Origin of the sequence: Streptomyces sp. 13-12-16 (assembly GCF_002114215.1) — a bacterium.
Classification (GTDB): Bacteria; Actinomycetota; Actinomycetes; order Streptomycetales; family Streptomycetaceae; genus Streptomyces.
On the sequence record NZ_NCTE01000266.1, the window covers coordinates 1 to 2,625 of the forward strand.

1 protein-coding gene and 1 pseudogene are annotated in these 2,625 nt (G+C 74.4%); one reads left to right on the top strand and one right to left on the bottom strand.

Annotation, left to right across the window (positions count from 1 at the left end; genetic code table 11):
* Positions 1-109: 109 nt before the first annotated feature.
* Complete coding sequence (locus tag B7767_RS11905; protein WP_107486019.1) at positions 110-1,987, bottom strand: ABC transporter ATP-binding protein; 1,878 nt, start codon at positions 1,985-1,987, stop codon at positions 110-112.
* Between the two features lie 162 nt (positions 1,988-2,149).
* On the opposite strand from B7767_RS11905, the pseudogene B7767_RS11910 reads away from it, so the two are divergent.
* Positions 2,150-2,625, top strand: a pseudogene (locus B7767_RS11910) (lysylphosphatidylglycerol synthase domain-containing protein); the annotation flags it as partial.

Sequence of the window (2,625 nt, forward strand, 5' to 3'; positions counted from 1 at the left end):
CGCCGCGGAGCGCCCGGAGCGGACCGGGGCCGCCGCGCGGGCACGGTAGGAACGGGCGGAAGGGACGGGCCGCCCGGAGGTGGCCCGCCCCTTCCGCCCGGCGGCGCCGCTACGCCACCACCGCCTCCCCCGGCCGCCGTTCGAACTGGGTGCGGTACAGCTCGGCGTAGCGGCCGCCGGCGGCCAGCAACTGCTCGTGCGTGCCGCGCTCCACGATCCGGCCGGCCTCGACGACCAGGATGAGGTCGGCGGCGCGGACGGTGGACAGCCGGTGGGCGATCACCACCGCCGTCCTGCCCTCCAGCGCCTCCGTGAGCGCCTCCTGCACGGCCGCCTCGGAGGTGTTGTCCAGGTGGGCGGTGGCCTCGTCGAGGATGACGACGCGCTGGCGGGCCAGCAGCAGCCGGGCGATGGTCATGCGCTGGCGTTCGCCGCCGGAGAGGCGGTAGCCGCGTTCGCCGACCACCGTGTCCAGGCCGTCGGGCAGGGACCGTACGAGACCGTCGAGGCGGGCCCGGCGCAGGGCGTCCCACAGGTCGGGCTCGCCGGCGTCCGGCCGGGCCAGGAGCAGGTTGGCGCGCACCGTGTCGTGGAAGAGATGACCGTCCTGGGTAACCATGCCGAGAGTGGCGCGCAGGGAGGCGGCGGTCAGGTCGCGGACGTCGACGCCGCCCACGCGTACGGCGCCGGAGTCGACGTCGTACAGCCGTGGCAGGAGCTGGGCGACGGTCGACTTGCCCGCGCCCGAGGAGCCGACGAGGGCGACGGTCTGCCCGGGTTCGGCACGGAAGGAGACGCCGTGCAGGACTTCGTCACCGCCGCGCGGGTCGAGGGTGGCGACCTCCTCCAGGGAGGCCAGGGAGACCTTGCCGGCGGAGGGGTAGCCGAAGCGGACGTCGTCGAACTCGACGGAGACCGGTCCCCCGGGCACCTCGCGCGCGTCGGGCCGCTCCCGGATCAGCGGTTCGAGGTCCAGGATCTCGAAGACCCGCTCGAAACTGACCAGCGCGCTCATCACCTCCACCCGTGCCCCGGCGAGCGAGGTGAGCGGCGCGTACAGCCGGGTCAGCAGCAGCGCCAGCGCCACGACGGCGCCCGGCTCCAGGGTGCCGCCGAGGGCGAGCCGGCCGCCGAGGCCGTAGACCAGGGCGAGGGCGAGGGCGGAGACGAGGGTCAGCGCGGTGATGAACACCGTCTGCGCCGTGGCCGTACGCACGCCGATGTCCCGCACCCGGCGGGCGCGGACCGCGAACTCGGCGGACTCCTCCTCGGGGCGTCCGAACAGCTTGACCAGGGTGGCGCCGGGTGCGGAGAACCGCTCGGTCATCCGGGTGCCCATGGCCGCGTTCAGGGCGGCCGCCTCGCGCTGCATGCCGGCCATGCGGCGGCCCATGCGGCGGGCCGGGACCACGAACACCGGCAGCAGGACCAGCGCGAGCAGGGTGATCTGCCAGGACAGGGTGAGCATCACGGCGAGGGCGAGGACCAGGGTGACCAGGTTGCCGACCACGGTGGACAGGGTGTTGCTGAAGGCGCGCTGGGCGCCGATGACGTCGTTGTTGAGACGGGAGACGAGCGCTCCCGTACGGGTGCGTGTGAAGAACGCGACCGGCATCCGCTGTACGTGGTCGAAGACCGCTGTCCGCAGGTCGAGGATGAGTTCCTCGCCGAGGGCCGCCGACAGTCTGCGGCCGAGTACGCCGAGGACCGCCTCCACGACCGCGATCAGCGCGATGAGCAGGGCCAGCCGGACCACCGTGGCCTCGTCGCCGGCGGAGACGATGGTGTCCATGACGCGCCCGGCGAGCACGGGGGTGGCGACGGCGAGCGCCGCGGTCGCCGTGCCGAGGAGCACGAACAGGATCAGACGGCGGCGGTGCGGGCGGGCGAAGGCACCGATGCGGCGCAGTGTCGCCCTGCTGAGGGGGCGGTGCTCGTCCTCGGCGGTCATGACGCCGCGCAGTTGTGTCCACGCTGTGGTCTCCATGCTCATGCGGACGAAGGTAGGACCTCAAGCATGATTGAGGTCAAGGGCGGCCCGGTTCCGCTGTCCGGCCGTCAGCGGGCGTCCGGGCCGCCGCAACCCGCCGTTGGTGTCCGGCGGACATCCTCGGTGGCCGTGACGGGGACGATCCGCCGGGTCCTGTGCGTGCTGCCGCTGCTGCTCGTGACCGTGGTCGCGGTGCGGCACCGGTCGGTGCTGGCCGAGGGGTTCGCCCGACTGGCGACCGCCCGGTGGCCCTGGCTGCTGGCCGCGGCGGGCGTGACCTGTCTGACCTGGGTGGCGGCCTCGTGCACCCGGCAGGGCGCGGTGCTCGAACGGCTGCCCCGACGGCGGTTGCTGGCCACGCAGTTCGCGGCGGGCGCGGCGAATCACCTGCTGCCGACGGGGCTGGGGGCGAGCGCGGTCAATCTGCGGTTCATGACGGTGTGCGGGCTGTCGCCGGCCCGCTCCTCGGCCGCGCTGGCGCTGTACCTGCTGGCGGAGTCCGTGGGCCGGGTGGGGCTGCTGGCGGCCCTGCTCGTGGCGTTCCCCGGCGCGCTGCGGTTCGGTTCCCTGCTGCCCGAGGGGGCGTTCGGTCCGCTGCTGCTCGCGGCCTGCGGGGTGCCGGCCGTCGCGGCGGG